Origin of the sequence: Novosphingobium sp. SG751A, from assembly GCF_013149295.1 — a bacterium.
Classification (GTDB): domain Bacteria; phylum Pseudomonadota; class Alphaproteobacteria; order Sphingomonadales; family Sphingomonadaceae; genus Novosphingobium.
The window spans coordinates 1-1,092 of record NZ_JABGCB010000073.1 but is presented as its reverse complement, the minus strand read 5'-3'; the positions used below and the strand labels follow the sequence as shown (position 1 = coordinate 1,092).

At 62.1% G+C, this 1,092-nt stretch carries 1 pseudogene; it reads left to right on the top strand.

The features are described from left to right. Positions 1 to 96: 96 nt before the first annotated feature. A pseudogene (locus tag FHW96_RS25920) lies at positions 97 to 1,011 on the top strand (IS256 family transposase); the annotation flags it as partial. Between the last annotated feature and the right edge of the window lie 81 nt (positions 1,012 to 1,092).

Genomic DNA, 1,092 nt, shown 5'->3' with positions numbered 1-1,092 from the left:
GATCGCGTCCCATGTCGTGGTGTAGCTGGGGTTGAGGTGGTCACCGTGATTTTCGGATAGGTTTGGGTTGCGAAGCTCGAACCTGGAGAAACCGCGATGACCGATCCCATGATGCACCTGCGTTCGCTGGTGGAAAAGGCCCCGGACGCAGATATTTTGCGCGACATGATTTCCTTTGCCGCCGAGCGACTGATGGAAATGGAGGTCGGCACCCTGACTGGCGCAGGCCATGGCGAGAAGTCCGCCACTCGGCTTGTTCAGCGCAATGGCTATCGTGAGCGTGACTGGCAGACCCGCGCCGGGACTGTCGAACTGCGGATCCCCAGATTGCGCAAGGGCAGCTACTTTCCCGGTTTCCTGGAGCCACGCCGGATGGCCGAGAAGGCGCTGACGGCGGTGATCCAGGAGGCCTATATCCATGGCATATCAACACGCTCGGTTGATGATCTGGTCAAGGCGTTGGGGATGGATGGCATTTCAAAGAGCCAGGTGAGCCGTTTGTGCGAGGACATCGATGAGCGCGTCCACGCCTTCCTGGATCGCCCGATCGAGGGCGACTGGCCATATTTATGGATCGATGCGACCTATGTGAAAGTGCGTCGGAACGGTCGGATCGTCTCGGTGGCGGCGATCATCGCGGTCGGCGTCAACAGCGACGGGCGCCGCGAGGTGCTGGGGATGGACATCGGCGCTTCTGAGGCAGAGCCCTTCTGGACGGCCTTCCTGCGCAAGCTGGCGCGCCGGGGGTTACGTGGGGTAAAACTGGTCATCTCCGACGCGCACGAAGGGATCAAGGCGGCTGTCTCCAAGCTGCTGTGCGCCAGTTGGCAGCGCTGCCGCGTCCACTTCATGCGCAATGCCCTGGCTCATGCCGGCAAGAGCGGCAGGCGCGTCGTCTCGGCTTTCATCGGCACAGCCTTTGCCCAGGACACGCCCGAGGCCGCCAGCCAGCAATGGCGCGCCGTTGCTGACCAGATGCGCCCAACGCTGCCGAAACTAGCTACGCTTCTGTAACGGTTGGAATGTCAATCCCGATTTGGCTTTGCCCTGCCGCCGGCTTCATGCTTCTGTCCGCAGTCGCTGCGTGGGCGC